At 63.8% G+C, this 25,410-nt stretch carries 23 protein-coding genes; 17 read left to right on the forward strand and 6 right to left on the reverse strand.

Features of this window, described 5'->3' with window-relative positions; all coding sequences use genetic code 11:
• Positions 1–140: 140 nt before the first annotated feature.
• Complete coding sequence (locus AB5Y70_RS00805; RefSeq protein ID WP_010672766.1) at positions 141–923, reverse strand: LuxR family transcriptional regulator; 783 nt, start codon at positions 921–923, stop codon at positions 141–143.
• 64 nt (positions 924–987) lie between these two features.
• Between AB5Y70_RS00805 and AB5Y70_RS00810 the strand changes: the two genes are divergently transcribed.
• From AB5Y70_RS00810 to AB5Y70_RS00845, 8 genes are all read left to right on the forward strand, one after another.
• Positions 988–1,617, forward strand: coding sequence for an acyl-homoserine-lactone synthase (locus tag AB5Y70_RS00810; RefSeq protein WP_029313613.1), 630 nt, complete (start codon positions 988–990; stop codon positions 1,615–1,617).
• A gap of 233 nt (positions 1,618–1,850) precedes the next feature.
• A complete protein-coding gene (locus tag AB5Y70_RS00815; RefSeq protein WP_010672764.1) occupies positions 1,851–2,750 on the forward strand; it encodes a LysR family transcriptional regulator ArgP in 900 nt (299 codons plus the stop codon).
• Positions 2,751–2,836: 86 nt separating this feature from the next.
• Positions 2,837–4,858: an exoribonuclease II gene (locus AB5Y70_RS00820; RefSeq protein WP_049637234.1), complete on the forward strand. Its 2,022-nt coding sequence runs from the start codon at positions 2,837–2,839 to the stop codon at positions 4,856–4,858.
• A 644-nt stretch (positions 4,859–5,502) separates the two neighbouring features.
• Entirely contained in the window at positions 5,503–7,464 is a 1,962-nt protein-coding gene (locus tag AB5Y70_RS00825) for a PTS mannitol transporter subunit IICBA (RefSeq protein ID WP_053288790.1), read from the forward strand.
• A 4-nt stretch (positions 7,465–7,468) separates the two neighbouring features.
• Positions 7,469–8,614: a mannitol-1-phosphate 5-dehydrogenase gene (locus AB5Y70_RS00830; RefSeq protein WP_042015428.1), complete on the forward strand. Its 1,146-nt coding sequence runs from the start codon at positions 7,469–7,471 to the stop codon at positions 8,612–8,614.
• A gap of 97 nt (positions 8,615–8,711) precedes the next feature.
• A complete protein-coding gene (locus AB5Y70_RS00835; protein WP_010672759.1) occupies positions 8,712–9,233 on the forward strand; it encodes an MltR family transcriptional regulator in 522 nt (173 codons plus the stop codon).
• A 94-nt stretch (positions 9,234–9,327) separates the two neighbouring features.
• Entirely contained in the window at positions 9,328–11,118 is a 1,791-nt protein-coding gene (locus AB5Y70_RS00840; RefSeq protein WP_041214376.1) for a sodium:proton antiporter, read from the forward strand.
• A 69-nt stretch (positions 11,119–11,187) separates the two neighbouring features.
• Complete coding sequence (locus tag AB5Y70_RS00845; protein ID WP_010672757.1) at positions 11,188–11,436, forward strand: hypothetical protein; 249 nt, start codon at positions 11,188–11,190, stop codon at positions 11,434–11,436.
• 36 nt (positions 11,437–11,472) lie between these two features.
• Here AB5Y70_RS00845 and AB5Y70_RS00850 read toward each other — a convergent pair whose 3' ends face one another.
• Positions 11,473–11,991, reverse strand: coding sequence for a mechanosensitive ion channel domain-containing protein (locus AB5Y70_RS00850; RefSeq protein ID WP_039039767.1), 519 nt, complete (start codon positions 11,989–11,991; stop codon positions 11,473–11,475).
• A gap of 9 nt (positions 11,992–12,000) precedes the next feature.
• Positions 12,001–12,966 carry a zinc transporter ZntB gene (gene zntB, locus AB5Y70_RS00855; RefSeq protein WP_174217498.1) on the reverse strand — a complete coding sequence of 322 codons (966 nt, stop codon included), beginning with the start codon at positions 12,964–12,966 and terminating at the stop codon, positions 12,001–12,003.
• Positions 12,967–13,097: 131 nt separating this feature from the next.
• Here zntB and AB5Y70_RS00860 point away from each other — a divergent pair, with 131 nt between their 5' ends.
• The 3 genes from AB5Y70_RS00860 (at position 13,098) to AB5Y70_RS00870 (ending at position 14,547) form a co-directional block, all read left to right on the forward strand.
• Complete coding sequence (locus AB5Y70_RS00860) at positions 13,098–13,550, forward strand: YaiI/YqxD family protein (protein ID WP_039039769.1); 453 nt, start codon at positions 13,098–13,100, stop codon at positions 13,548–13,550.
• Positions 13,551–13,671: 121 nt separating this feature from the next.
• Complete coding sequence (locus AB5Y70_RS00865; protein WP_010672753.1) at positions 13,672–13,941, forward strand: PepSY domain-containing protein; 270 nt, start codon at positions 13,672–13,674, stop codon at positions 13,939–13,941.
• Positions 13,942–13,989: 48 nt separating this feature from the next.
• Positions 13,990–14,547 (forward strand): cytochrome b/b6 domain-containing protein, encoded by a 558-nt coding sequence (locus tag AB5Y70_RS00870; protein WP_041214375.1) that lies wholly within the window; start codon positions 13,990–13,992, stop codon positions 14,545–14,547.
• 106 nt (positions 14,548–14,653) lie between these two features.
• Here AB5Y70_RS00870 and AB5Y70_RS00875 read toward each other — a convergent pair whose 3' ends face one another.
• Positions 14,654–15,859 (reverse strand): NupC/NupG family nucleoside CNT transporter, encoded by a 1,206-nt coding sequence (locus AB5Y70_RS00875; RefSeq protein ID WP_043154001.1) that lies wholly within the window; start codon positions 15,857–15,859, stop codon positions 14,654–14,656.
• A 527-nt stretch (positions 15,860–16,386) separates the two neighbouring features.
• On the opposite strand from AB5Y70_RS00875, the gene dbpA reads away from it, so the two are divergent.
• Positions 16,387–17,766: an ATP-dependent RNA helicase DbpA gene (gene dbpA, locus AB5Y70_RS00880; RefSeq protein WP_039039771.1), complete on the forward strand. Its 1,380-nt coding sequence runs from the start codon at positions 16,387–16,389 to the stop codon at positions 17,764–17,766.
• A gap of 85 nt (positions 17,767–17,851) precedes the next feature.
• The gene (locus AB5Y70_RS00885; protein WP_039039772.1) at positions 17,852–18,142 is read left to right on the forward strand and encodes a YkgJ family cysteine cluster protein; all 291 of its coding nucleotides are present in this window, start codon (positions 17,852–17,854) and stop codon (positions 18,140–18,142) included.
• 9 nt (positions 18,143–18,151) lie between these two features.
• Here AB5Y70_RS00885 and AB5Y70_RS00890 read toward each other — a convergent pair whose 3' ends face one another.
• The gene (locus AB5Y70_RS00890) at positions 18,152–18,574 is read right to left on the reverse strand and encodes a hypothetical protein (RefSeq protein WP_039039773.1); all 423 of its coding nucleotides are present in this window, start codon (positions 18,572–18,574) and stop codon (positions 18,152–18,154) included.
• 255 nt (positions 18,575–18,829) lie between these two features.
• Here AB5Y70_RS00890 and AB5Y70_RS00895 point away from each other — a divergent pair, with 255 nt between their 5' ends.
• Positions 18,830–20,224, forward strand: coding sequence for a PepSY domain-containing protein (locus tag AB5Y70_RS00895; protein WP_043154002.1), 1,395 nt, complete (start codon positions 18,830–18,832; stop codon positions 20,222–20,224).
• 203 nt (positions 20,225–20,427) lie between these two features.
• Here AB5Y70_RS00895 and AB5Y70_RS00900 read toward each other — a convergent pair whose 3' ends face one another.
• The gene (locus AB5Y70_RS00900) at positions 20,428–21,333 is read right to left on the reverse strand and encodes a 1,4-dihydroxy-2-naphthoate polyprenyltransferase (RefSeq protein WP_043154004.1); all 906 of its coding nucleotides are present in this window, start codon (positions 21,331–21,333) and stop codon (positions 20,428–20,430) included.
• 210 nt (positions 21,334–21,543) lie between these two features.
• Here AB5Y70_RS00900 and AB5Y70_RS00905 point away from each other — a divergent pair, with 210 nt between their 5' ends.
• Genes AB5Y70_RS00905 through menH form a run of 3 tightly spaced genes read left to right on the forward strand, consistent with a single transcriptional unit; the run spans position 21,544 to position 25,408 of the window.
• The gene (locus AB5Y70_RS00905; RefSeq protein WP_043154006.1) at positions 21,544–22,875 is read left to right on the forward strand and encodes an isochorismate synthase MenF; all 1,332 of its coding nucleotides are present in this window, start codon (positions 21,544–21,546) and stop codon (positions 22,873–22,875) included.
• A gap of 33 nt (positions 22,876–22,908) precedes the next feature.
• The gene (gene menD, locus AB5Y70_RS00910) at positions 22,909–24,654 is read left to right on the forward strand and encodes a 2-succinyl-5-enolpyruvyl-6-hydroxy-3-cyclohexene-1-carboxylic-acid synthase (RefSeq protein WP_043154009.1); all 1,746 of its coding nucleotides are present in this window, start codon (positions 22,909–22,911) and stop codon (positions 24,652–24,654) included.
• Positions 24,644–25,408, forward strand: coding sequence for a 2-succinyl-6-hydroxy-2,4-cyclohexadiene-1-carboxylate synthase (gene menH / locus AB5Y70_RS00915; protein WP_043154011.1), 765 nt, complete (start codon positions 24,644–24,646; stop codon positions 25,406–25,408). The genes menD and menH overlap by 11 nt, the downstream gene beginning before the upstream one ends.
• The last annotated feature ends 2 nt before the right edge of the window (positions 25,409–25,410 follow it).

The following is a 25,410-nucleotide window of genomic DNA, read 5'->3' on the forward strand; positions in this document are numbered from 1 at the left end:
AGGTTGTCAATTGCAGGATCTGACAATTGTGGGGTCACAGCCCCGCCCCGAGAATCGGCGGCAGGATGGGACGGCGCAGGACAGCGGTGATGGCGACAGAGGGGATGCCAGGCGACGAGCCGGTGCCGCCGGGCCTGTATTCACTGCAGCAGGGAGGGGAAGTTGGTGACCACCACCTGCTCCAGGTTCGGCAGCAGGATGCCGCTGCTCACCCCCTTGGCGATGGCCTGGTAGCGGTTCATCGACCCCGTCTTGCGGGTGACCTGATTGAGGTGGTAGTTCACGGTGCGCTCCGTGATGCCGAGGATGCAGGCGATCTCCCCCGATGTCTTCCCTTCGCTGGCCCAGAACAGGCACTCGGTCTCCCGCTCCGTCAGGGGCTCCTGGGGATCGTCCTCCCTCATGCTCTGGCGCACGATCCGGATCGCCGCCTCGAAGATGTAGTTGGACATCCAGGAGAGGATGGGCGAGGACTCCAGCATCAGATCGCTCGACGCCCGCTCCCGGGTGATGAAAGAGAGTATGCCGTTCTCCCCCGCCGCCCCGTGCAGCGGGAACGAGATGCCGTTGCGCAACCCGAATTCCGCCGCCAGCCCCATCACATCCATGCTCCCCTCTTGCAGGAAGCGCGCCTTCTCGTCCAGCCGGTTCCAGTAGATGGGCAGGGTCTGCCTGCGGGCGAGCTGGATGATGGGATCGCAGGCCAGCATGTTGTTCAGGGTGTAGGCCTGTACCCAGGAGTCGGGGCACTGGTTGAACAGCACCACCTTGGGCCTTTGCATCGACATGGGCAGGATGAGGGCGAAGCGGTAGTAGTCGTAACCCATTCCCAGGGTGAAGCGGCCGATGAGCTCGGACAACCGGTTGCCATCGGTCACCAGCGTGAAATGTTCCAGGTACTCAAGCAGTTGGTCGCGTGTCATAGGCAAGCCTCCCCTGGCCAAGGCCTTGGATTATAGCGCCTAACCATGAAATGGAGAGACATGAATGCTTGTTTTCAAAGGAAAATTGAAAGAACACCCCAGATGGGAGGTCGAAAACGAGCTCTACCGATTTCGCAACCGCGTCTTCTCCGATCGACTCGGTTGGGACGTGGAATCCCGCCGTGGCCTGGAGCGGGACAACTTCGACAAGCCCGACACCCACTGGGTGCTGATTGAAGACAAGCAGGGGCTGTGCGGCTGCATCCGCCTGCTCAGCTGCGCCCAGGATTACATGCTGCCCAGCATCTTCCCCACCGCCCTCGCTGGCGAAGCCCCGCCGCGCGGCAACGACGTGTGGGAGCTGACCCGCCTCGCCATCGACGCCGACCGGGCCCCTCGCCTGGAGAACGGCATCAGCGAACTCACCTGCGTCATCTTCCGCGAGGTGCTGGCCTTCGCCAGGGAGCAGGGGATCCGCGAGCTGGTGGCCGTGGTCAGCCTGCCGGTGGAGCGCATCTTCCGCCGCCTCGGCCTGCCCATCGAGCGCCTCGGCCATCGCCAGGCGGTGGATCTGGGGGCCGTGCGCGGGGTCGGCATCCGCTTCCACCTGGACGAGCGTTTCGACCGCGCCGTGCATCGCCCCCTGCAGGGCCATTACCGGCCGGCGGGGGATGCACTGCTCGCCGTCATCTGAGCAAAAAAAGTCCCGGGACCGGCCCGGGATTCAAGACGCTCGCTATGGTCCGTTTCCACCCCATGCAAAAACGGACCGGATGAGTATCTTATGAATCTCATACCAGGACTACTGTCACATCTCACAGGGGCGGCCCCGGGCACGGGCCCCCTCCATGGGGGCGGTCAGGTTGTCCTCTGGCGCTCCCTTGAGTAGCATTCTTGCTGAACTCCCTTTTTTCATAAGGAATGCTGATGAAGACGCTGGACTACAAGCTGCTGCTGGCCCTGGACGCGGTGATCCGGGAGCAAAACTTCGAGCGTGCCGCCCAGCGCCTGCACATCACCCAGTCCGCCATCTCCCAGCGCATCAAGCAGCTGGAGCAGCAGTTTGCGGAGCCGCTCATCATCCGCAGCCAGCCGCTGCAGGCCACGGGGCTCGGCCAGAAGCTGCTGGCCCACTATCGCCAGGTGCGCCAGCTGGAGCTGGAGCTGGCCGGCGAGCTCTCCCCCGACGAGCCCAGGGCCCCCATCCGGGTCAGCATCGCCGTCAATGCCGACAGCCTGGCCACCTGGTTCCTGCCCGCCCTTGCGCCACTGCTGGAGCAATACCCCATCGAGCTGAACCTGCTGGTGGATGACGAGAGCCGCACCCTGGACCGGGTGCGCGAGGGGCAGGCGTTCGGCGCCGTCAGCCTGCAACCCCAGCCGCTGGCGGGCTGCTGCGTCGACGAACTCGGCGAGATGCGCTATCTGCTCACCGCCAGCCCCGCCTTCGTCGCCCGCCACTTCCCGAACGGCCTCACGGCGGCGGCCCTGGCCAAGGCGCCGGCGGTGGCCTTCGATCAGCGCGACGACATGCACATCAGCTACATGGCCCGTCATTTCGCCCTCCCCCCCGGTGGCTACCCCTGCCACACGGTGCGATCCTCCGAGGCCTTCGTCGCCATGGCGGAGCAGGGGCTGGCCTGCTGCCTCATCCCGGAATTGCAGATCCGCCAGCAACTGGAAGAGGGGCGCCTGCTCGATCTCAACCCGGATCACCACCTGGTCGAGCAGCTCTACTGGCACCGCTGGGTGCTGGAGCGGGGGCTGCACAAGCAGATATCCCAGCGCCTGATCCAGCAGGGGCGACGGGCACTGCAACCCCGTTGAGGGGGCCATTCACCTTGGCTTTGGGGGGGTAAAAACGTATAGTGCTGGGCGATTAACCATCAGGTCTCCACTCAGGTTCCCCATTTATGTTCCAAGACAATCCGCTGCTGGCCCAGCTCAAGCAACAAATCCGCGAAAACATCCCCAAGAAAGAGGGTGTGATCCGCGCCTCCGATCGGGGCTTCGGCTTCCTGGAGGTCGATGAGAAGACCAGCTATTTCGTGCCGCCTCCCTACATGAAGAAGGTGATGCACGGTGACCGGGTGAGCGCCCTGATCCGCACTGAAAAAGAGAAAGAGGTGGCCGAGCCGGATGCCCTGCTGGAGCAGGCCGTCACCCGCTTCGTCGGCCGCGTCAAGATGTTCCGCGACCGCCTCAACGTGGTGCCCGACCACCCCCTCATCAAGGACGCCATCAAGGCCCGCGCCAAGAAGGGTCTGGACGAGAAATCCTTCAAGGAAGGGGACTGGGTGGTCGCCACCCTCAAGCGCCATGCCCTGGTGGACGGCAACTTCTCCGCCGAGATCACCCAGCTCATCGCCACCCAGGAAGATCACAACGTGCCCTGGTGGGTGGTGCTGGCACGCCACAACCTGGCCCAGATTGAACCGGCGGACCTGCCGGAGTGGAAGGTGATCGAAGAGGAAGAGCTGCCCCGCCGGGATCTGACCCAGGTTCCCTTCTTCACCATCGACGGTGCCAAGACCAAGGACATGGACGATGCCCTGGCCATCACCAAGCTGGAGAACGGCTGGGAGCTGCTGGTGGCCATCGCCGACCCGACCGCCTATGTGGCCGAGGGGAGCGAGCTGGACAAGGAGGCCGCCCAGCGCGCCTTCACCGTCTACATGCCGGGACGCAACGTACCCATGATCCCGCGCACCCTCTCCGACGAGCTCTGCTCCCTGAAAGAGGGCGAGGAGCGCAACACCCTGTGCGCCCGTCTGCTCATCGCCGAGGATGGCCTGCTGCTGGAGGAGACCGAGTTCTTCGCCGCCCGCATCAATTCCCATGCCCGTCTCAGCTATGACGACGTCTCCGACTGGGCCGAGCACGGCAAAGCGCTGGATATCGACGCCGGCGTCCTGGCCCAGCTGCCCCTGATGAAGGCGATGACGGAGGCCCGCATCAAGTGGCGTACCGAGCACGCCCTGGTGTTCCCGGACAGACCCGACTACGACTTCGAGCTGGGTGAAGACGGCGAAGTGCTGGCCATCCACGTGGAGCCGCGCCGCATCGCCAACCGCATGGTGGAAGAGTCGATGATCGCCGCCAACATCTGCGCTGGCCGCGTGCTGGGCAAAGAGGTCGGCTACGGCATCTTCAACGTCCACACCGGCTTTGACGAGGAGTCCCTGGACGGCGCCATCGAGCTGCTCAAGACCGCCGAGGCCCCGTTCGAGAAGGAAGAGATCGCGAGTCTCTCCGGCTTCTGCGCCCTGCGCCGCTGGATAGACAACCTGGACACCCGCTGGCTGGACGGCAAGATCCGCCGCTTCCAGAGCTATGCCCTGATGTCCGCCGAACCGGGCGCCCACTACGGCCTGGGTCTGGATGCCTACGCCACCTGGACCTCCCCCATCCGCAAATACGGCGACATGGTCAACCATCGCCTGCTCAAGGCGGTCATCGCCGGCAAGACCCCGGGTGAGCGCCCCAGCCTGGAGCTGACCGAGCACCTGACCGCCTGCCGCCGCCTGCACCGCATGGTGGAGCGCGACATCGGCGACTGGCTCTATGTGCGCTACCTCAAGGCCGATGCGGGCACCGACAAGGTGTTCAACGCCGAGATCATCGACGTGATGCGCGCCGGCCTCAAGCTGCGCCTGCAGGAGAACGGCGCCGTGGTGTTCATGCCCGCCCGCCATATCCTGGACAACAAGGATCGGCTGGAGTGCAACTGGGACAACGGTCGCGTCTATCTGGACAAGACCGAGGTGGTCTACGAGCTCGGCCAGATCATCGAGGTGAAGCTGACCGAGGCGGTGGAAGAGACCCGCTCCCTCATCGCCAAGCCGGCGGTGGATCTGGTGCCGGGTCCGGCACCGGTCGCCCCGACCAGCGAGGCCGATGCCGCGCCTGCCGACGAGGCCCCCAAGGCGCAGTGATCCCCCTGCTTGTCTGCTCTGCAAAAGCCCGCATCCTGCGGGCTTTTTTTATGGCTGCGCTCCGCGGGCAGACGGGATGGGAGACCCGCTCGCAGGCCCCTGCCTGCGTCGCGACCGGCAGGGAGGAGCGAGACGGGAGCGGATCAGGATCCGCCACCCGGGCGTCACAAGAGGCCCTTTCAGAACCGATCCTCTCGGGGGAAAAACTGAAAGTGGGTTACAAAATAAATGATTCATTGGTGATTAACGATGAACTGCGGCATATCCATCGTCATTACTTGCGAATACGAGGCGACAAACCATGACTCATTTGAGTGCAAAGTTTGGTTTTGTGACGATAGTCACGTTGACACCGTATTTGCGCAAACCACAAAACGAGACGTAAATCACAAAAAATTGACACCCAGAGGCGAGAAGATCGAAATGTAGCCGAAATACAGCGACTGACTGTGATCGTCATCACTATGTTGGGAGGGGGGAGGTCGGGGTATTTGAGATCCAGGTCACAAGACACCCCGTTTTCAGCCTAATTTGATCACAAGCTGGTAGATTGAAGTTGCTTAGACGACTGGGATGGGAGTTCGGCAAAACTCGTCATCCCGACTACCACTTTTAATCACACAGGCTTAAAACGGGGTCCCGACATGTTATCACCGGATACCAAAGTCAAGATACAGAATTTTGGACGCTTCCTGTCCAATATGGTCATGCCCAACATAGGCGCCTTCATCGCCTGGGGCTTCATCACCGCCCTCTTCATCCCCACTGGCTGGCTGCCCAATGAAACCTTGGCCAAGCTGGTCGGTCCCATGATCACCTACCTGCTGCCGCTGCTCATCGGCTATACCGGCGGCAAGCTGATGGGTGGTGAGCGCGGCGGCGTGGTCGGTGCCATCACCACCATGGGCGTCATCGTGGGGACCGACATCCCCATGTTCATGGGCGCCATGATGGTCGGCCCGCTGGGTGGCTGGGCCATCAAGCGCTTCGACAAGGCGATGGAAGGTCGCGTCAAGAGCGGCTTCGAGATGCTGGTGAACAACTTCTCCGCCGGCATCATCGGCATGTTGCTCGCCATTCTCGCCTTCTTCGTCATCGGTCCCTTCGTCAAGGTGCTCTCCGGCGCCCTGGCCGGTGGTGTCGACTTCCTGGTCGCCCACAGCCTGCTGCCGCTGACCTCCATTTTCGTCGAGCCGGCCAAGATCCTGTTCCTGAACAACGCCATCAACCACGGCATCTTCTCGCCGCTCGGGATCCAGCAAGCCACCGAACAGGGCCGCTCCATCTTCTTCCTGATCGAAGCGAACCCGGGTCCGGGCATGGGCGTGCTGCTGGCCTACATGGTGTTCGGCCGTGGCGCCGCCAAGCAGTCCGCAGCCGGTGCGTCCATCATCCACTTCTTCGGCGGCATCCACGAAATCTACTTCCCGTACGTGCTGATGAACCCGCGCCTCATCCTGGCGGTGATCGCAGGCGGCATGACCGGGGTCTTCACCCTGACCCTGTTCAACGCCGGTCTGGTCTCCCCCGCCTCCCCGGGCTCCATCTTCGCCGTGCTGCTGATGACGCCGAAAGCCTCCCTCATCGGGGTGCTGCTCTCCATCGTCGCCTCCGCCACCGTCTCCTTCCTGGTCGCTGCCGTGTTCGTCCGTGCCCAGCAGCCGGAAGCCGACGAGGCCGATGCCCTGGGTGAAGCCACCCGCAAGATGAAAGCCATGAAGGGTGCCAAGCCCGAGACCACCGCCGCCAAGAAGCCGGAAACCGAGCTGACCGCAGTGCGCAACATCGTCGTCGCCTGCGATGCGGGCATGGGCTCCAGCGCCATGGGCGCCGGCATGCTGCGCAAGCGGGTGCAGGCCGCCGGTCTCGACATCAGCGTGACCAACCGTGCCATCAACAACCTGGACGATCAGGTGGATCTGGTCATCACCCACAAGGATCTCACCGACCGTGCCCGTCGCCATGCGCCGCATGCACAGCACATTTCGCTGACCAACTTCCTCGACAACGCCCTCTATCAGGAGCTGGTGCAGAACCTCAGCCTGGCCAACGCGGCCAACGATGACGTCGCCAACCCGCAACTGCTGGTGGCGGCCAACGACGACAGCTACGAGCCGCAGGAGCCGGAAGTTTTCACCCTGAGCCTGCAGGACGTGCACCTGGGCCTCAAGGCCGAGAGCAAGGAAGCGGCCATCGTGACCGCCGGCAAGCTGCTGGCCGAGCGAGGCTATGTGGCACCGGACTACGTCGACGCCATGCTGGAGCGCGAACAGCTGGTCTCCACCTACCTCGGCGAATCCATCGCCGTGCCCCACGGCACCATCGCCGCCAAGGAGCACGTGAAGCGTACCGGCATCGTCATCTGCCAGTACCCGGCCGGAGTCGCCTTCGGCGAGGGCGCCGATGAGGTAGCGCGCCTGGTCATCGGCATTGCCGCCCGCAACGATGAACACATACAGGTCATAACCCGCCTGACCAATGCACTGGATGAGCCCGGTCTCGTCGACCGTCTGGCCAGCACCCAGGATCCCCAGGAGTTCCTGGATCTGCTGGGGGCCGAGCAGGCCGCGTTATCATCCGTCATCGTCTTTGGTTGTAGAGGTTAATATCATGAAAACATTGCATTTTGGTGCCGGCAACATCGGTCGGGGCTTCATCGGGAAACTGCTGGCTGACGCCAGCCATCAGGTCACCTTCGCCGACGTCAACGAGACCCTGATCGACCAGCTCAACCACCGCCAGGAGTACAAGGTGCACGTGGTGGGCACGGATCAGAAGCTGGACGTGGTGCGCAACGTTGCCGCCGTCAGCTCGGCCGGACACGAGGTGATCGCCCGTATCATCACCGCCGATCTGGTCACCACGGCGGTCGGCCCCAACATCCTGGACAAGATTGCCAGCACCCTGGCCAAGGGGCTGCAGGCCCGCTTCGATGCCGGCAACCTGACTCCCCTCAACGTCATCGCCTGCGAGAACATGGTGCGCGGCACCAGTCACCTCAAGGAGGAGGTACTCAAGTACCTGCCGGTCGCGTATCATGCCACCCTCGAGCAGTGCGTCGGCTTCGTCGACTCGGCGGTGGATCGCATCGTTCCGCCCGCCGCGGCGAACGACGATCCCCTGGAGGTGACGGTGGAGAGCTTCAGCGAGTGGATCGTCGATCGGACCCAGTTCAAGGGGGAGTTGCCCCAGGTGGCAGGCATGGAGCCCACCGACAACCTGATGGCCTTCGTCGAGCGCAAGCTGTTCACCCTCAACACCGGCCACATCGTCACCGCCTACCTCGGCAAGCTCAGGGGCTATCACACCGTGCGCGAGGCGATCGAGGATCCGCTGATCCGCAGCAAGGTACGCCGCGCCATGGAGGAGAGCGGGGCCGTGCTGGTGAAACGTTACGGCTTCGACCCGCGCCTGCACGCCGCCTACATCGAGAAGATCCTCTCCCGCTTCGCCAACCCCTACCTGGTGGACGAGATTGACCGGGTCGGTCGCCAGCCGCTGCGCAAGCTGGCGGCGGGGGACAGGCTGGTGAAGCCGCTGCTCGGCACCCTGGAGTACGGCCTGCCGAGCGATCACCTGCAGGAGGGCATCGCCGCCGCACTGCATTACCGCAATGAGGACGATCCCCAGGCGGTGGAGCTGCAGGCCATGCTGGCGGAACTTGGTCCGGCACGGACACTGGCCCGCGTCACCGGCCTGGATGAGCACAGCGATGTGGTACGCACCATCGTCGCCCGTTACAACAACTTGAAGTGACCTGATGGGGTGGCGTCACACCGCCCGTGACGGACCCCATACGATACAAACCGGGGGAGGGCCTGCTCTCCCCCTGTCAGCCGGACCCGAAGCACTTATGACCACACACCAGGAAGATGAAGTACTGGAGCGACTGAACGAGCAGGATGGCCCCCGCGGCTTCTTTCTCGAGGTCGTGACCATCCTGGAAGAGGCGGTCGACTCCCTGATGCGGCGAGCCTTTCGTCAGGAGGAGTATGCCGTCAAATACGCCATCGAACCCCTGCTCAACCAGAGCGGACCCCTCGGCCAGCTGGAGGTGCGCCTCAAGCTCATCTTCGCCCTCGGCCTCATCTCCCTCGAGCGCTATCAGGATCTCGAGGCATACCTGAAGATCCGCGACTTTCTGGTACGCGACCCCAAGGATTACCGCTTCAGCGACAAGCCGGTCCGCGATCTGCTCGAGCGCCTGAATGCCATCCAGCAGGGCAGCATGATGCCGCAGGATCCCCCGGCCAACGAGGAGGACTGGCCCCTCTACCAGATGCAGCTCAACCGGCTCGATCAGATGGTGCGCTCCGCCCTGGTGCTGGCGGTGACCGATTGCGTCACCGAACTCCACAAAGAGAGCCCCATCTGATCTGAGTGGCTCTCCCCTGCACGCCTGGCGGGTGTCATCTTGCCCCCCTTCCCCGCTACACTAGGTCCAACCCCATCACCTGTACGAGGTTGGCATGATTGCTCTCTCCCTCGCCGGAATAGCCCTCATCTCCCTGCTCGCCCAATGGCTTGCCTGGTCCGTGCGCGTTCCCGCCATTTTGTTCCTGCTGCTGAGCGGCCTCTTGCTCGGCCCGGTGACCGGTCTGCTCGATCCCGATCAGTTGCTGGGGGATCTGCTGTTTCCCCTGGTTTCCCTCTCGGTCGCCATCATCCTGTTTGAAGGAGCGCTGACCCTGCACCTGACCGAACTCAAGGGGATCGGCAAGGTGGTACGCAACCTCTGCTCCACCGGCATGGTGACCAGCTTTGCCGTCATCGGCGCCGCCAGCTACTTCCTGCTTGGGCTGGACTGGCGGGTCGCCATGGTGCTCGGCGCCGTGCTGGTAGTGACCGGCCCCACGGTGATCGCCCCCATGCTCAACGTGATCCGCCCGGTCCGGGAGGTGGACAAGATCCTGCGCTGGGAGGGGATCGTCATCGACCCCATCGGCGCCCTGTTCGCGGTACTGGTGTTCGAGGCGGTGCGCCTCGGCAGCCAGGGAGATCTGGTCGGTCATACCCTGCTGGCCCTGGCCAAGACGGTGGGAGTGGGGTCGCTCATCGGGGTCGGTGCCGGCTGGCTCACCACCCTGCTCATCCGCAAGGACTGGCTGCCGGTCAGCCTGCACAAGTTCGGGGTACTGGCGCTGGTGCTGGTGACCTTCACCCTGTCTGACTGGCTCAGTCACGAATCCGGCCTGCTGGCGGTGACGGTGTTCGGCATCTGGCTCGCCAACCAGGAGGGGCTGGATCTGGAGGAGGTGCTGGCCTTCAAGGAGGATCTCGCCGTCATTCTCATCTCCTCCCTCTTCATCCTGCTGGCGGCCCGCCTCGATCTGGCCCAGCTCTGGCAGCTCGGCCCCATGGTTCTGGCCCTGCTGTGCGTGGTGCAGTTCGTGGCCCGTCCGCTCTGCATCCTGGTCTCGACCCGGGGGTCGGACCTGCCCTGGCGCGCCCGCGCCCTGCTCGCCTGGATAGCCCCCCGGGGCATAGTGGCGGCGGCGGTCAGCGCCTCCTTCGCCATCAGCATGCATGAGGCCGGCATCGAGGATGCCGACAAGCTGGTGCCCCTGGTGTTTGCGGTCATCATCTTCACCGTGGTGCTGCAGAGCCTGACGGCCACGCCATTGGCCAGATTGCTCGACATGCGCCAGAGCGCCCCCAATGTCTGGCTGCTCATCGGCGCCAACTCGGTTGCCCGGGCCATCGGCAAGGCGCTGGCGGATCAGGGGATCCCGGTGCAGCTCTCCGATCCTGCCTGGGAGCACTGCAAGCTGGCCCGCATGAGCGGCCTGCCCTGCTACTTCGGCAACCCCCAGTCGGAGCACGCCGAGCGGCACCTGCCCCTCACCAGCATCAGCACCGTGCTGGCGCTCTCTCCCAGCCGCCACAACAACGCCCTCGGGGTGCTGCACTTCGCCCACCTCTACGGGGAGGAGAAGGTCCACTCCCTGCGTTCCAGCGAACAGCACGGCAAGGCCAACCGGGAGAGCGCCACCTTCCGTGCCCGCCAGAACCTGTTCGGCGCCGACATCAACTTCGCCAGGCTGAGCGGCCTGCTGAGCCGGGGCGGGCAGATCAAGGCGACCCGCCTGAGCGACACCTTCGACTGGGACCAGTATCAGGAGGCCAATCCCGGCGCCATTCCTCTGTTCGTGCTGGATGCCAAGGCCAGACCCAGGGTGGTCACCGGCCCTGTCACGCCGCTGCCCGGGGAGCTGCTGATCGCCCTGCAACCGCCCCGTGAGGGGGCGACGGGGCCCTGATCCGATGACGGCGCCAACGGGAAGGAGAACTAGACTTGAGGGTGGCGCCATGAGTCATAGGAGGATGTCATGACAGTCAGTGAATTGCGCGCGCTTCACCAGCAGCACAGGTTCAAGGAGGCGGAGATCATGCACGACATCGTCTCCCCCGGCTGGATCGTGGAGTTCAGGGGGCAGGACGGCCACCTCTACGTGATGACGGACACCCTGGGGTGCCCCATGAGTTTCTCGTCCACCGAGGAGGCACGGGACCACATCCACCTGGTGGCCGACTGCCCCGTCCAGGTCGAGCACCTCTACCGCTTCTTCGAACGCTGAACAGCCATCGAAAAAGGCTCCCGAGGGAGCCTTTTCTCATTCCGGCTGCGTGGACTCAGCCTCCTTTCCCTCCAGCCGCCTCACCGGCTTTTGCAGAATAAGGTTCGCCGGATAGGTGACCAGATCGCCGTTGTCATCCCGCACCCGCACGTAGAAGAGGCCGATCTCGGTGATGATGCCGGTGACGGAGTCATCCTTGTCGAGGATGCGGATGCGATCGCCAATCTTGTAGGGGAAGGCGAAGAAGATGGTGATGCTGGCGGTGATGTTGGAGAGGATCGACCACTGGGCCACCATGGCGACCCCCAGTACCGCGAAGAAGGAGGAGGCGAGCACCACCAGCCGGGAGAAGTCGAGCCCCCAGACCCCGGCCAGGATCAGCAGGGTGGCGCAGCCCAGCAGGAAGTGGAATACGTGCTCCACGTAGAGTACCCGGTTCTCGCTCACCTGCCGGCTCTGGCCAAGGGCCATCAGGCTCTTGTGAATGAGGCCGCGCACCAGGGTGTGCCCCAGCAACAGCAGCAGGGTCACGCCAAAAGATTCCCATGTCGTCATGTTCACCCCTTACCACCAGCGCCTGTGCTTGAGCCAGACCGCCAGTCCGGTCGCCAGCACCAGCAGGAAGCCACAGAACACCCAGAAGGCGGTCGGACTCTCGGCCCCGGGGATCCCCCCCAGGTTGATGCCGAACAGGCCGGTCAGGAAGCTGGCGGGCAGGAACAGCAGCGCCATCACCGACATCTGGTAGGCACGGCGGTTGGTCGCCTCCGCCATCAGGTTGTTGATCTCGTCCGCCAGCACGGCGGTGCGCGCCACCCCGGCATCCAGATCGTCGAGCCAGCGCCGCAAGCGGTCGGCGATGTCGAGCAGGCGTCGCCTGTCATCTTCGTCCAGCCAGCTGATCTTCTCGTTGGCCAGGCGCGCCACCAGATCCCGCTGGGGGGAGAGGTAGCGACGGATCATGATGAGCTGCTTGCGGATGCGCGCAAGCCGACCGTTGGCGGGCAGGTCGCGCATCAGCACCATCTCCTCCAGATCCAGGATCTGGTCGTGCAGCTCCTCGACGAACTCCCCGGCCCGGTCGGTCAGGGCGTCGCATATCTCCACCAGCCAGTCGGCGGGTGTGTCGGCACCGCCCCCCAGCGACAGCTGCTCGAACACATCTTTCTCGGAGAGCAGCGGACGACGTCGGCTGCTGATGATGAGATCCGGCGTGATGAAGATCCGCAGGGCCACCATCTCTTCAGGCCTGTGATCCTTGTTGTGGTTGATGCCGCGCAGGATCAGCAGCACCGTCTCCCCCATCCGCACCAGCTTGGGACGATTGCTCTGGCCGAGCAAGGCCTCCCGGGCCGCCTCCCCCAGCAGCGGCGTCTGCAGCAGCCAGCGCGCCGACTCCGGGTTGCCGTAGTCCAGATGCAGCCAGCCGGGCTGGGTACAGGGGATCTCGCTACCTTCGGCCAGCGGGGTCATGCCCCCCTTGCCGTCCAGGGTCAGGCCATAAATCACGTCACCGGGCACCCGATCCATCTCGTCTCCTTCTCGTTTCATGTGCAGGCCCCAGCTTACACCAAAGGCGGGGACGACTCAGCCCCGGGGCAGCCGCCCCGCACCAGCCATGCTAAGATGCGCCACCCGTTCCAGACACAGGAAGCCATGCCATGCCCATCTGGGTTGATGCCGATGCCTGCCCCATCCCGGTCAAGGAGATCCTCTACCGCGCCGCCCACCGCGCCCAGGTGGTGACCACGCTAGTGGCCAACCAGGGGCTCAGAGTCCCCCCCTCCCCCTTCATCAAGACCCAGCAGGTGGAAAAGGGCTTCGATGTGGCAGATCATGTCATCGCCCAGCAGGTCAAGCCAGGCGACCTGGTGATCACCGGCGACATTCCCCTCGCCTCCTGGGTCATCGACGCCGGGGGCGAGGCGCTCAATCCCCGGGGTGAGATCTACACCCGGGAGACCATCCAGGCACGGCTCGGGATGCGCAACTTCATGGAGGAGCTGCGCTCTGCCGGCGTCCAGACCGGTGGCCCTGCGCCCTTCAACGCCGCCGACAAGCAGCGCTTCGCCAATGCGCTGGACAAGTGGCTGGTCAGGGGCAAGCTGAGCTGATCACCCTCTCCCCGGCCCCCTGCCGGGGAGAGCCATTCATTTCCCTTTTCCCTTAATTCTTCCTTAATGCTCCTTGATTAGCCTTGCGACTGTTGACCCAACCACCCGCAAGGAGCAAGCAATGAAACTGACCCCCCTGTTGTTACTGATCCCCCTGTTGAGCGGCGCAGCCCTGGCCGACCCCCAATGCACCCAGGCCGACAAGAGCAAGTGGATGAGCGAAGCCGACGCCCAGCAGCAGATCAAGGCGATGGGCTACGACATCAAGAAGTTCAAGGCCACCAAGACCGGCTGCTACGAGATCTACGGCTGGGACAAGGAGAAGCGCAAGGTCGAGATCTACTTCGACCCGACCGACCTGAAAAAGGTGAAAGAAGAGATCGACGAGTAACGCCGCCCCGGGCCGGTCTTCCCCCGGCCCCCACCATGGAGCCTTGCCATGACACCTGCCTCTGAAGTGAAAGTCTGGGATCCCCTCATCCGGGTGTTTCACTGGGCGACCGTCACCCTCTGCCTGCTCAACTTCTTCGTGCTGGAAGAGGGCAGCAAACCCCACAGATATGCTGGCTACGCGGTGGGCATCCTGCTCATCATCCGCCTGCTGTGGGGGCTGGTCGGCCCCTATTACGCCCGCTTCGGCCAGTGGTGGCCAACTCCTGCCCGGGTCCGCTACTACCTGCGTCAGCTCGCCCAGGGGCGCCACCCCTACTACCTCGGCCACAATCCGGTCGGCTCCCTGATGATCTGGTTGCTGCTGCTGTCCCTGGTCGGGACCGTCGTCACCGGCTGGCTCACCACCTGGGATGCCTTCTGGGGCGAGGAGTGGCTGGAGGAGCTGCACGGCATCATCGCCAACACCCTGATGGCCGCCGTTGGCGTCCATGCGGCAGTGGTACTCCTGACCGATCGCCTCACCCGCAGCGATTTGGTCCGCGCCATGGTGCTGGGCAAAAAGCGGGTCCCCGCCAACATCAAGGTGGAAGACCCCCGCGCTTGATGGCCGGGCTGCCGACCAGTCCCCTCCTCTGTTCACCCGCTCATCTGCCCAAAAAAAGACCCCCTGCCAAGGCAGGGGGTCGTCATGAGCAGCGCGGGGGGAGGACCTAGATCATCACACCGGCAATCACGGCGGAGAGCAGGCTCACCAGGGTGGAGCCATAGACCAGCTTCAAACCGAAGCGGGAAACCATGTTGCCCTTCTCTTCGTTGAGCGCCTTCACCGCACCGGCAATGATGCCGATGGAGCTGAAGTTGGCGAACGACACCATGAAGATGGAGAGGATGCCGACGGTGCGCGGGGAGAGCTCGGCGGCAATCTTGCCCAGATCCATCATGGCCACGAACTCGTTGGTCACCAGCTTGGTCGCCATGATGGAGCCGGCCTGCAGCGCTTCACTGCCCGGGATGCCCAGGATCCAGGCAACGGGATAGAAGATGTAGCCCATGACGTGCTGGAAGTTGACGCCAAACGCCGCCTCGAACAGGTAGTTGATGAGAGCGATCAGGGCGATGAAGCCCACCAGCATGGCACCGACGATCACCGCCACGGTGAAACCGGCCATGATGTACTCCCCCAGCATCTCGAAGAAGTTCTCCTTCTTCGGCGTGTGGTGCTCGTCACCCTCGGCCAGCGCCTTGGCATCGGTCACGGTGTTGTCGGGCTCGTAGGGGTTGATGAGGGAGAGCACCACGAAGGTGCTGAACATGTTGAGTACCAGTGCGGCCACCACGTAGCGCGGTTCGATCAGCTGCATGTAGGCACCGACGATGGACATGGAGACGGTGGACATGGCTGTCGCCGCCAGGGTGTACATCTGCTTCTCGTTCAGGTGCGGCAGTATGTTCTTGAGGGCGATGAAGTTCTCGGACTGACCGACGATCATGGAGCTGATGGCGTTGAAGGACTCCAGCTTGCCCATACCGTTGATCCTGGCCAGCACGGTGCCGATGCCACGAATGACGATGGGCAGCAGACGGATGTACTGCAAAATGCCGATCAACACGGAGATGAAGACGATGGGCATCAGCACCATCAGGAAGAAGGAGAAGGCCCCTTCGTTGACCAGACCGCCGAACACGAAGTCGGTCCCCTGCTTGGCAAACTCCATCAGCTTGGTGAAGCCGGCGGCAAAGCCACCCACCACCGCCAGACCCACTTCGGAGTTGAGCATGAACCAGGCGAGCGCCAGCTCGACCACCAGCAGCTGGCCGATGTAACGCAGCTTGATCTGTTTCCAGTTGCGGCGGTTTGCCAGCAACGCCAATGCCAGGACCATCACGAGTCCGAGCAAGAAATGAACGTATTCCATACCAGTAGCACCCATTGAATTGTTATTTTTGACCGGCGCCATCATAAAGAACTGCATATTTAAAAATCAGAGAATCATCACAATCCGCGGTAAAAATATGCATGCGAAATAATACAAACGTTTTTAAATTAATTGCCAAGACACATGATTATTAATCGTCATTGAGAAAGCTTAAAAATAAATCAAAAACAATAAGTTATGCTATTTCATTAATTTTATTCCTCATTCGTATATATATTTCATAACGGCTATATCCCATATGGCATCCTCCGATGACTTATCATCACCAGGACATGTTTAATTAAAAACGTTTTCTCGCCATTCATCATGATCTGGCCATGACCACCCTGTTCCATTGTGCTCTTTTTACATACCGCAAGCCCGCCAACGCAGACAGAAGCCTCCATCGGCAACCCATGACACCAACCGTTCAAATATTCACCGCATCCGGCGGCACATTCTGGTATGATGCGCCCCCTTGCGCACCGCGCACCCCCATTTCTGATTTTCCGACATAGAGTCCTTTTGTGAACAACAGCGAATTTAGCAGCCTGAACCTCTCCTCCGCCCTGCAGGACAACCTCGCCAGCCTGGGCTATCTGCAGATGACCCCGATCCAGGCCCAGAGCCTGCCCCTGGTGCTCGACGGCAAAGATTTGATCGCCAAGGCGAAAACCGGCAGCGGCAAGACCGCGGCCTTCGGCCTGGGTCTGCTGGCCAAGCTGGACGTCAACCGGCTGGCCGTGCAGGCGCTGGTGCTCTGTCCGACCCGCGAGCTGGCGGATCAGGTGGCCACCGAGATCCGCCGTCTTGCCCGCACCCTGCCCAACGTCAAGCTGGTGACCCTGTGCGGCGGCACCCCGACCGCACCGCAATCCGCCACCCTGGGATTTGGCGCCCACATCGCCGTCGGCACCCCGGGCCGGATCCTCAAGCACCTGGAGCAGGGCACCCTTGAGCTCGACGACCTCAAGACGCTGGTGCTGGACGAAGCGGATCGCATGCTGGACATGGGCTTTGGCGAAGACATCAACCGCGTCATCAGCCACGCCCCGCGGGATCGCCAGACCCTGCTGTTCTCCGCCACCTATCCGGAAGGGATCGCCCAGATGAGCCGCGGCGTGCAACGCAACCCGGTGGAGGTGAGCGTGGAGTCCCTGCATGAAGAGAGCGCCATCGAACAGAAGCTGTATGAAGTGCCGGCCGGCCAGCGCCTCGATGCCCTCACCTGGCTGCTCAGCCACTACCAACCGGGCTCCTGCGTGGTGTTCTGCAACACCAAGCGCGCCTGCAACGACGTGGCTGATCACCTGGCCGCCAAGGGCTTCTCGGCGCTGGCGCTGAATGGCGATCTGGAGCAGCGTGAGCGGGATCAGGTGCTGGTGCGCTTCGCCAACGGCAGCGCCACCATACTGGTCGCCACCGACGTGGCGGCCCGCGGCCTCGACATCAAGGAGCTGGGCGCCGTCATCAACTACGAGCTCACCTACGACCCCGAGGTGCATGTGCACCGCATCGGCCGTACCGGCCGCGCCGGCCAGCAGGGCCTGGCCCTGAGCCTCTACCAGCCGAACGAGGCCCAGCGCGTCAACTTCATCGAGGAGTACCAGCAGGCCCCCATTCCCCAGGGCGACCTGGCCGGGATCGGCCGCGACATCAAGCCGATCGCGCCGCAGATGGTGACCCTCTCCATCGATGCGGGCCGCAAGAGCAAGGTGCGTGCCGGTGACATCCTCGGCGCCCTGACCGGCGAAGGCGGCATTGCCGGGGCCGATGTGGGCAAAATCCAGATTTCCGAGCAGTACTCCTACGTGGCGGTGAAGCGCCAGGTGGCGAGCGCCGCCCTCAAGCGGTTGCAGGAAGGCAAGATCAAGGGGCGCAGCTACCGTGCCCGCAAACTGGGCTAAGGTATTTCACACGCCCGGCCAGACCACAGGCGCCTGACAGGCGCCTGTTTCATATCATTCGCCGCCATGCGGCAAGACAGGTGACATGACCCAAGCAATCCAGAGCGATGTGAGCTGCCAGAACTGCGAAGCCTGCTGCTGCCGCCTCGAGGTGATGCTCTTCACCGACACCGGCGTGCCGGACCGCTATATCGAGGAACGGGAAGGAGAAGTGCCCGTGATGCACAGACTGGAAGATGGCTGGTGCGCCGCCCTCGACCGCAACACCATGATGTGTCGCATCTACGAGGTGCGGCCGCTTATCTGCCGTGAATTCGAGATGGGGGAGCCCGACTGCCTCGACGAGCGGGACAAGTGGTTCATCAGGCTAGAATGAACGGGAAGTTCAACCCGTGCTGACGTGGATCTCCTTGCCTTGCAGCCCCTCGAGGCGCTGTGTCAGCCAGTGGATGGCCTGTGCTTCCTCCTCGAAATAGCGCACCTCCTGAAAGGGAAGCTCGCTGAAGACGTGATCCGCCAGATAACGTTTGAAATCCCCGATCATGACCACCGCCAGAAAGGCGCAGCCATGGGTGGCGCACCAGTTGAACTGGCGACGAAAACGGGCCAGCACCTCGGGGCCGGCGGCCTCGAACTCGGTCGCGACCTCGACGATGCCCCAGGGGGCTCCCTGCAAACGGCTTATCTGCTGGCTGAACTTGCCCTCATAGGCCATGGCGCCTGCCAGGTTGAAAGGGCCGCTCGGCCGACAGATCAGCAGTTGCCCTTGTCGCTGCATCTCAAAATGGCCGTGTGCTTGCACGTTCACCTCCTGCCTTGAGTCCTTCGCTGCGGCTGATATGCCCTGTGTTGCCACAAAGTAAGAATTTATCCCCGAAAAGTCCATGAAGCTCCCCGCATTGTGAACGGAAAGCTCCATTCAACCCCCGTTTTTACCCCGGTGGCGGAATGTACATTTCTTCGACATGTTCTGTTGCAGTTAACAAAACGTTGCTGCTATTATCCGCGCCACTCAAAACATTCCACCTACTGAAACCTTTTGGCGTTCACCCAGGGAACAACGATGAAGCAACAAGACGCAAGTTATTACCAACGGATCTGGCGCTGGCATTTCTATGCTGGTCTCTTCGTCGCCCCCTTCCTGATCCTGCTCTCCCTCACCGGCATCGTCTACCTGTTCAAGCCGCAGCTGGACAACCTGCTCTACCCCCAGCTGATGAAGGTGACGCCCGCCACCCAGACCCTGAGTGCCGACCAGCTGCTGGCCAAGGCAACCATCGCCATGCCGGACGCCAGCCTGCGCAAATACCTGCCCCCGGTGGCAGCGGACGCGAGCGCCCAGATAGTCGTGATGCGTGAAGGGCAGGAGCTGACCCTCTTCATGGATCCCGCGAACGGCGCCCTGCTCGGCACCATGGACAACAAGTGGAACCTGCAGGCGGTGGCGCGTGCTCTCCATGCGGAGCTGATGCTTGGCACCACGGGTGATCGCCTGATCGAGCTGGCCGCAGGCTGGGGAATCGTGCTCCTCGTCAGCGGACTCTATCTCTGGTGGCCCCGCAAGGGACCGGGTGTGGGAGGCATCCTCTGGCCGAGAATGCACCAGCGCGGCCGTCTCTGGTGGCGTGATCTGCACGCCGTGGTCGGCTTCTGGGGCGCAGGTTTCCTGCTGCTGCTGCTGCTGACGGGCATGACCTGGACCGGTTTCTGGGGCGGCCAGTTCGCCGACGTCTGGAACCGCTTCCCTGCGGCCATGTGGAACGAGGTGCCCAAGTCGGCCCCCCTCACCCGCAGCCTCAACCAGGCTCACGAACAGACCGTCTCCTGGGGGGCCGAGACCCTGCCCATGCCGAGCTCCCAACCCACGGCAGAGAGCCATGATCACAGCGCCATGACCCATGGCGGCGGACACGAGGGCATGGTCATGGCCAGCCATCGCATTCCGCTGCAACAGGTGGTCGACATCGCCAGCGAGCGTGGGGTCAGCCCGGGTTACAGCATCACCCCCCCGGTCGGTGAAACCGGCGTCTATACCATCGCCATCTTTGCCGATGATCCCCGCAACGACGCCACCCTGCACATCGACCAATACAGCGGCAAGGTGCTGGTCGACGTGCGCTGGCAGGATTACGGCCCGGTCGCCAAGACGGTGGAAACCGGCGTCATGCTGCACATGGGCAAGCTCTACGGCTGGCCGCACCAGCTCGTCATGCTGCTCATCTGCCTGATGATTCTGGCAAGCTCGGTGAGCGGGCTCTGGATCTGGTGGAGCCGCCGTCCCAGTGGTCGCCTCGCCGCCCCGCCCCTGCCCGCCAAGCTGCCTCCCATGGGCGGTGCCATCGCGGTGCTGGTCGTGCTCGGGATCTGCTTCCCGCTGGTGGGGGCCTCCATGGTCGTCATCTGGCTGCTGGACAGTCTCTTCTTCTCTCGCCGCACGGCCGTGGCCCAGGCAAGTTGATCCAGGGGCAAGCACGCCTCATGCACACGAGGGCTCCCTGTCGGGGGCCCTCGTCGTCTGCATCACCTGGCACCATCCTTCGCCTGGCGGCATGCTCCTCCCCTGGCGATCATCACATCGGTCTGATGAAACAACAACGCATCGACACATCAGCAAAAAGGGCTCCCGTTCGGGAGCCCTTTTCATTGCCAAACGCGTCGGCCTCAGGTGAGCGCCAGCCCGGCAGAGAGCAGCAGGCTGAACAGAAATGCGCTGATGGCGGTCTTCTTGAGGGCGCCGGTCAGCACCTCGCCATCGAAACTCTCTCGCAGGGTGCAGGCGGCATCGGTGAGGGGCTTCATGGCGGGCAGGAAGATCCAGGGCCAGAGGCTCGCAGGCTGAGTCAGCAGGAAGGCGATGGTCGCCAGCAGCGCCGCCCCCAGCAAGACCCAGTGATAGGCGATGGCACGGTTGCGGCCAAGGCGCACCGCCAGGGTGATCTTGCCGCTGGCGGCATCGGTCTCGATGTCCCGCACGTTGTTGATGTTGAGCACGGCAGTCGCCAGCAGGCCGCAGGCGGTGGCGGGCAGCAACAGGTCCCACTCCAGGCTATGGGTGAAGAGGTAGTAGGAGCCGAGCACCCCCAGCAGGCCGAAGAACAGGAACACCGAGATGTCCCCGAAGCCGCGATAGCCGTAGGGGCTCTTGCCCACCGTGTAGGTGATGGCCGCGACGATGGCCGCTCCCCCCAGCAGGATGAACGTCAGGATCTGCTGCCACGCCTCCCCGAAGGCGCAGACCAGCAGGGAGAGGCCGCTCACCACGGCCGCCAGGGCGGTCAGCCCCATGGCCACACACATCTGGTGCCGGGTGATGAGGCCGGAAACCACGGCGCGCTGGGGACCGATCCGCTCCCCGTTGTCGGCTCCGGAGACCGCATCGCCATAGTCGTTGGCCAGATTGGAGAGAATTTGCAGCAGGATGGCGGTCAGCAGGGAGAGCCCCATGATGGTGCCGTCAAACGCTCCCCGGCTGGCTGCCAGCCCCGAGCCCAGCAAGATGGAGGAGCACGCCAGGGGCAGTGTTCGCAAACGCGCCGCCAGCAACCAAACAGAGAAGGTATTTGTCATATTGTGATGGCCAAACAATCAGATATTGATCGTGTTAAGGGTTATCGAACCGGATTTAGGTATACTTGGCTGCGCGGGGGCGTCGGCTCCCCCGGGCAATTTACATGGACGAATGGGCAGATAATATATAGGAAATCGTCGCCCTTTGGCATCAACCTGCGCCATCCTCCCCCGGAGCGATCGCGATTATCCGGCTCAGACTAGACATCCATGTTGGCTCAGACCCACCTCAAGCAACAACTGGACGCCCTGCGTCACAGCACTGTCAGCGGTTTCGTGCGACTGCGCGTGGCCGCTCACGTCGACGTCTTTCCCGGCTGGTTGGCGGCCCAGACGCTCTACCCCCGCATCTATTGGCACGCCAGAGGGCAACAGAGCCCGGAGTACGTGGCGCTTGGCGCCATCCACGAACTGACCCGGCCGGAGGATATCCAGCGGGTCTGCGACCTTGCCGGCACGGCCAGTGAAGACAGCCCTCGCTACTACGGCGGTCTGGCGTTCGACCCGGATCTGCCCGGCTGGCAGGGTTTTGGCCCCTGCCGCTTCGTGCTGCCCCGCATCGAACTGGTACGCCGGGGGGAGTGCACCAGCCTCTGCCTCAATCTCTGGCTGCCTGCCCGGGAAGAGGGTCACGCATTCGAAGCCGAACTCTGCGCCGCCGAGGCGGCGCTCGATGCCCTGCAACCCGAGGCCCCCCTGCCCGCCCTGCAAAAGCGGCCATGGCAGCGCCAGGACCTGCCGGGCCCTGCCCAGTGGCAGACCCTGGTGGAGCAGGTCACGGCCCCCGACTTCCAGGCCCGCACCCCCAAGGTGGTACTGTCCCGGGAGAGCCTGCTCCAGAGCGAGGCGCACGATGCGCCCCTCTGCCCCTGGTCCCTGCTGACACAGTGGGCTCGCCACGCCCAGGAGTGCTTCCACTTCGGCTTCCAGTTCTCCCCCGAGCAGAGCTTCATCTCCTGCTCCCCCGAGCGCCTCTACCGCCGGGAGAAGGGCCACCTCTTTACCGAGGCGCTGGCAGGCACCATTCGCCGTTCCGGGGATGAGGCGACCGACGCGGCCCTGGCCGCCGAGCTGCTGGCCGACAGCAAGAACCGGCTGGAGAACCGGCTGGTTCACGCCGACATTCTCAGCCGCCTGGCCCCCCTCACGACCGATGCCACCCTGACAGAGCCGCGCATTCTGAAATTGCGGCTGCTGCAACACCTCAAGTGCGACATCGAGGCCGAGCTCAAACCCGGCGTCTGCGACTGGCAACTGCTGGCTGCCCTGCACCCCACCCCCGCCGTGGGGGGCGCCCCCCGCGAGGCGGCGCTCGCCTTCATCCGTGAATGCGAGCCCCATGATCGCGGCTGGTATGCCGGTGCCTGTGGCATGCTGAGCCGGGAGACCTCGGAGTTCTCCGTCGCCATTCGCAGCGCCCGGATCAGGGGCCCGCGCATCAGCCTGTTCGCCGGTGCCGGCATAGTGGCGGGATCGGAGCCCGCCGCCGAGTGGGCCGAACTCGACAACAAGATCGCCAACGTGCTCTCCCTGCTGGGATAGCGTTTCTTACCGACTCCTCACTGCGAGAGCTTCATGTCCGCCAGCCACGTGTCCGCGCATCACGCCTTTGCCAGCCATCACGCCACCTTCAACCATGTCTGGTCCTCCCTCTTGCTGGAAGAGCTCTTTCGCCTCGGCGTGCGTGACATCGCCCTGGCCTCCGGATCCCGCTCGGCGCCGCTCACCATGGCCGCCGCAGCCCACCCGGGCTTTCGCCGCCACCTGCACTTCGACGAGCGGGGTCTGGGCTTCATGGCGCTGGGGCTGGCCAAGGGGAGCGGCCGCCCGGTGGCGGTCATCATGACCTCGGGCACCGCGGTGGCCAACCTCTGGCCCGCGGTGGCGGAAGCCCAGCTCACCGGGGTCCCGCTCATCATTCTCTCTGCCGACAGGCCACCCGAGCTCATCGACAACGGGGCCAACCAGGCCATCGATCAGCCGGGGATCTTCGGTCGCTACCCCGTCTATCAGCAAAATCTGCCGAGCCCCACTCCCACCATTCCGGCGGCCTTCGTGCTGAGCTCGGTGGATCAGGCCCTGGCCCGACAGGCGCACACCCCGGGGCCGGTGCACTTCAACTGCATGTACCCCGAGCCCCTCTACCCCGGCGACCACTATCTGGACTTTGCCGACTACCTGGCGCCTCTCGGCGACTGGCTGCACTCGGCCAAGCCCTGGAGCCCCTGGCTGGCGGGCGAGCCGGGCTGCCCCGCCCAGCCGGACTGGGAGGAGCTGAAGGGCAAGCGCGGTGTCATCGTCGCCGGACGCATCCAGGATCCGGTGCAAGGCAAGGCGGTGGCCGAGCTGGCCGACCGCCTCGGCTGGCCCCTGCTGGCGGATCTGCAAAGCCAGATCCGCTTCGATGATCGCAACCTCGTCCACACGGATCTCGCCCTGCAACACAGCGACTTCGTGGCCGAGCTGGCCCGCGCCGAGGTACTGCTGCAATTCGGCGCCCGCCTCATCTCCAAGCGCCTCGGCCAGTTCATCAAACAACACCCCTGGCAGGATTACTGGCTGGTGGACCCGCAGCCGGCACGCCTCGACCCCGACTACCGGCTGCGCCGTCGCCTGGTGTGCGACCCCGCCGCCTTTGCGGCTACCCATCCAATCCCCCATTCGCAGCAGCCCTGGCACCAGTTGGCCGCGCGCCAGCAGGCTATCAGCCAGCAGATCCGCACCGCCTGTGATCGCTTCTCGGAGCTCGGGGTGTGCCACCGCCTGAATCAGCTCATCCAGGGTCAGTTGTTCGTCGGCAACAGCATGCCGGCCCGGCTGATGGACATGCTGGGCGAGGTGGGCAAGGGCCCCAGCCGGGTGATGACCAACCGCGGCGCCTCCGGCATCGATGGCCTTATCGCCACCGCATACGGCTTCGCACAGTCGGTCCCGCCTGACAGTCGCGAGCCCACCACCCTGCTGCTCGGGGATCTCAGCGCCCTGCACGACCTCAACAGCCTGGCGCTGCTCGGCAAGGGGAGCCGCCCCCTGGTGGTGATCCTGCTCAACAACGACGGCGGCAGCATCTTCCGCATGCTGCCTGTGCCCACCCAGGACGCCCTGCTGGAGACCTACTACTGCCTGCCCCACGGCCTGCACTTCGAGCACGCCGCCGCCATGTTCGGCCTGCACTACCGGGCCCCCACCACCCTCGACGCATTTGAGCAGGACTATGCCGCAGCCCTGAAAAACGGGGTAACCCTGATTGAAATCAAGGTACCGAGCAGTGAAGTCGCCGAGGATCTCAAGGCACTGGGAGCCGCTATCCGTGGTCTCTGATCCCGCCGTACCACTGGTGCTGCTGCACGGCCTGCTGGGGGACGCCGACGACTGGCGACCTGTTATCCAGGCCCTGCCCGGCGTCCCGTGCCATGCCCTGGATCTGCCGGGCCACGGCCGCAACCGGGCACTGCGGGTGAGCGGCTTTGACGAGGCCCATCGCTGGCTCTGCGCCGAGCTGGCCGCACGGGATATCGCCCACTACCGGCTGGTGGGGTATTCGCTGGGGGGGCGGCTCGCGCTTCATCACGCCAGCCACACCCCGGCGGGGTTGCAGGCCCTGCTGCTGGAGAACTGCCACCCCGGGCTGCCTGCCGGTGAACGTCCGGCCCGCATCGCTCACGATGAAGCCTGGGCCCGGCGTTTCGAGTGCGAGCCCCTGACCTGGGTGCTTGCCGACTGGTACCGCCAGGGCGTCTTCGCCGACCTGGACGACGATGCCCGCACCCGCCAGGCCGCACGCCGCCTTGGCAACGACGGCAAGGCCGTGGCCGCCATGCTGAGGGCCACGTCCCTGGGGCGGCAGCCGGATCTCGCCCCCTGGCTTCGGGATACCCGGCTGCCGGTGCAGTGGATCTCAGGCAACCGGGATCACAAATTCCATGCCCTCGCTTGCCAGTTGGTAAAGCAAGGCTGCAATATCAAACACTTGGCTCTGGATGGCGGACACAATCTGCACACAAGCCAGCCCGATACCTTTGCCCGGCTCCTGCGGGAGTGGGCTCACCAACCAGAAGAGAAGATCCATGATTGAAG

The organism is Aeromonas sp. s1(2024) (assembly GCF_040908005.1).
In the GTDB taxonomy this organism is placed as follows: domain Bacteria; phylum Pseudomonadota; class Gammaproteobacteria; order Enterobacterales; family Aeromonadaceae; genus Aeromonas; species Aeromonas caviae.